This is a genomic window from Enterobacter cloacae complex sp. IR5458, from assembly GCF_049238025.1.
In the GTDB taxonomy this organism is placed as follows: domain Bacteria; phylum Pseudomonadota; class Gammaproteobacteria; order Enterobacterales; family Enterobacteriaceae; genus Enterobacter; species Enterobacter kobei.
Genome location: NZ_JBMKIF010000100.1, coordinates 1 through 2,688, shown reverse-complemented (window position 1 = coordinate 2,688; position 2,688 = coordinate 1). Strand labels below are relative to the sequence as shown.

At 49.3% G+C, this 2,688-nt stretch carries 5 protein-coding genes; 4 read left to right on the top strand and 1 reads right to left on the bottom strand.

Features of this window, described 5'->3' with window-relative positions; all coding sequences use genetic code 11:
• The 4 genes from ACOTYN_RS26040 to ACOTYN_RS26025 all read left to right on the top strand — a co-directional run.
• Nucleotides 1–366: recombinase family protein (locus ACOTYN_RS26040; RefSeq protein WP_166697282.1), on the top strand; the 366-nt coding region annotated here is incomplete at its 5' end.
• Between the two features lie 184 nt (nt 367–550).
• Nucleotides 551–1,108, top strand: a complete 558-nt coding sequence (locus tag ACOTYN_RS26035; protein WP_000108589.1) for an OsmC family protein — start codon at nt 551–553, stop codon at nt 1,106–1,108.
• Between the two features lie 141 nt (nt 1,109–1,249).
• Nucleotides 1,250–1,831 (top strand): TetR/AcrR family transcriptional regulator, encoded by a 582-nt coding sequence (locus ACOTYN_RS26030; RefSeq protein WP_020277920.1) that lies wholly within the window; start codon nt 1,250–1,252, stop codon nt 1,829–1,831.
• Between the two features lie 4 nt (nt 1,832–1,835).
• Nucleotides 1,836–2,174 carry a carboxymuconolactone decarboxylase family protein gene (locus ACOTYN_RS26025; RefSeq protein WP_020277919.1) on the top strand — a complete coding sequence of 113 codons (339 nt, stop codon included), beginning with the start codon at nt 1,836–1,838 and terminating at the stop codon, nt 2,172–2,174.
• Nucleotides 2,175–2,203: 29 nt separating this feature from the next.
• Here ACOTYN_RS26025 and ACOTYN_RS26020 read toward each other — a convergent pair whose 3' ends face one another.
• A complete protein-coding gene (locus ACOTYN_RS26020) occupies nt 2,204–2,533 on the bottom strand; it encodes a thioredoxin family protein (protein WP_021242987.1) in 330 nt (109 codons plus the stop codon).
• Nucleotides 2,534–2,688 lie beyond the last annotated feature (155 nt).

The window sequence follows — 2,688 nt, the reverse complement described above, 5'->3', positions numbered from 1 at the left end:
CTGGGTCGTAATGCGATGGATATCCGAAAAACAGTAGAGCAACTGGCGGCTTTAGATATTCGCGTTCATTGTCTCGCACTCGGAGGCGTTGACTTGACCAGTCCGGCCGGAAAAATGACTATGCAGGTAATTTCTGCTGTAGCGGAGTTTGAGCGGGATTTGCTGCTTGAGCGAACGTATTCAGGTATTGCGAGGGCAAAAGCGGCTGGAAAACGCTTCGGTCGCCCCCCCATCCTGAGCGAGGAACAAAAGCAAACAGTGACAGAGCGCCTAAATGCTGGCATCAGTATCAGTGCTATTGCCCGGGAATTTAATACCACCCGCCAGACTATCCTTCGGGTAAAGGCTGGATTGCTGCAAGAGTGAGCGGCTGGGAAGATTATAAAAAAATCAAATGGTTATTATGAAATAAAACAGCCTGCTGGGTTCTTTTCCCCCTATTTTTTATAAAAGAGTAGACAAAAGAGGTTCGCGACACTAATCTACCAACTAGATGATTGGTGCTGGTTACACCAGCTATACCTTTTATCAAGAAATTACAGGAGCCATTATGTCTACTACCGTTAAACCTTCTGCAGACGCAGCTGCGATCCACAATACCCGTGAAGCAGTTCGCAGCCAGCCTGGCCTGGGTAACCTGACTTTCCAGATGAAAGCCCGTTCCAGCGGCGGATTAACCGTTCGCACAGAGACCGGCGCCACAATCCAGAACGGCGTTATCGATACCAGCCGTGTGGGGAAATTTTCTAATATCGGTGATGAACCCGCAGGTTTACTCGGCACCGATACCGGCATGAGCCCGACTGAATACATCATGCAGGCGCTGGCTGGCTGTTATACCGCCACCCTTACCATGATGGCTGCTGAAAAAGGGATCGACCTGGACGGTATCGAGCTGGATCTTAATTTCGATATCAACCTCAACGGCTTCCTTGGGCTGGACAGCAACGTGCGTAAAGGTGCGAAATCTATTCGCGTCGATGTTCACCTTACGAGCAAGACCGCCAGTCGCGAGGAGTTAGAAGCGCTGGTCAGCGAAATGCAAAAGAATTCGCCAATCCACGATACTCTGGCTAATCCGGTTGAAATGATTACACGCCTGGCGTGATGTCAGAGATGTAATGCTGCCATTCAGAATGCAGGATGGCAGTGACGTTCAGCTCTGCACGATACTGAGTCAGTGATACAACTTGCTACGGAAAAATAGCAACAATATAATCTATCAACTAGTAGATTATATGGAGTAATTATGACAACCATGACACGGGAACGGCTGCTCAGCGAAGCAGAACACCTGATGCGCGAAAAAGGGTATTCAGTATTCAGCTATGCTGATTTATCAAAAATAGTGGGTATCACCAAGGCCAGTATTCATCACCATTTCCCGACCAAAGATATTCTGGGTGAGCAGGTGGTAATACAGGCGTTCTCTGATACACAACGCGTATTTGAGCAGATAGAGGCGACTGAGAAAAGCGCGGAGAGAAGAATTGCGGCTTACATCGATATCTTCGCGCAAAGCCATAAAGCTTCGCTACTGCCACTGTGTTGTGCGTTGTCAGCAGAGACCGCCAATCTGCCTCAGGCAATTACTGTACAGACATCACTTTATTTCGATATGCAAATCGAGTGGCTCACAAAAGTCGTCAGGGCGGGCATGGAGTCAGGTGAGTTTTCATCCCATGCCGAACCATCAGATATTGCTTTGATGATCATTAATGTCTGTGAAGGCTCAAGCGTAGTGGCGCATGCAACGGCCAGACCCGAAGTCTTCGCCAACAGCCTTAAGTATATAAAACTGCTTCTTAATACCCCTCATTCAGGAGAATGACACTATGCTGGACTGGAACAACTATCGCTCAGAGTTAATGCAACGTTTAGGCGAGTTGGGCAAACTGACCCCCGAGACCATGAAAGGCGTGGTTGCCCTGGGCAACGCAGGTAACAAAACTGACCTTTTGGGCGCAAAAGTGCGTGAACTCATTGCCCTGGCGTGCGCAGTCACAACCCGCTGCGACGGCTGTATTGCTTTTCACGCCGACGCCGCTGTGAAAGCCGGTGCAACCGACGCTGAAATTGCTGAAGCGCTGGGCGTGGCGATTAACCTCAACGCTGGCGCGGCGGTCATTCATTCAGCCCGCACTCTGGATGCCGTCGGTCAGGCACGCGGTTAAGCATTAATAAATTCCACGTTAAAAGGGCATTACTGCCCTTTTTTTATGTCCGCAATAGCCTGAGCATATACCGATGCAGGTTTCACACCCGGTATGCGTTTAACTAATTGCCCTTCATGAAATATCAGCACAGACGGCAGCCCCCAGATCTCGTATTTGGTTGTCAGCACCGGCGCCTGATCTACATTGACTTTCCCCACCTGAATATCTCTATCGAGCCGGTCTGCAAACTGACTGAACATTTCTTCGCTGGCCTGACAGGGCGGACACCAGGGTGCAGAGAAACGTACCACCGATATTCCGTTGTACTGCTCTATCTGGCGGAAATTATCTTCGTTATAAGCTGTTAATGTACGCATGGTGATGACCTCGCAAAATGAGTGACAATTCAGGAATGGCTGCGTTATGACAAAAAAATACGACACACCCACTGACCTACCTACTAGATGGTTGGCATATTGCCACCCATCAGATGTTTATGCAACTCCAGTGCGCGACGTCCAGTCGATGATAC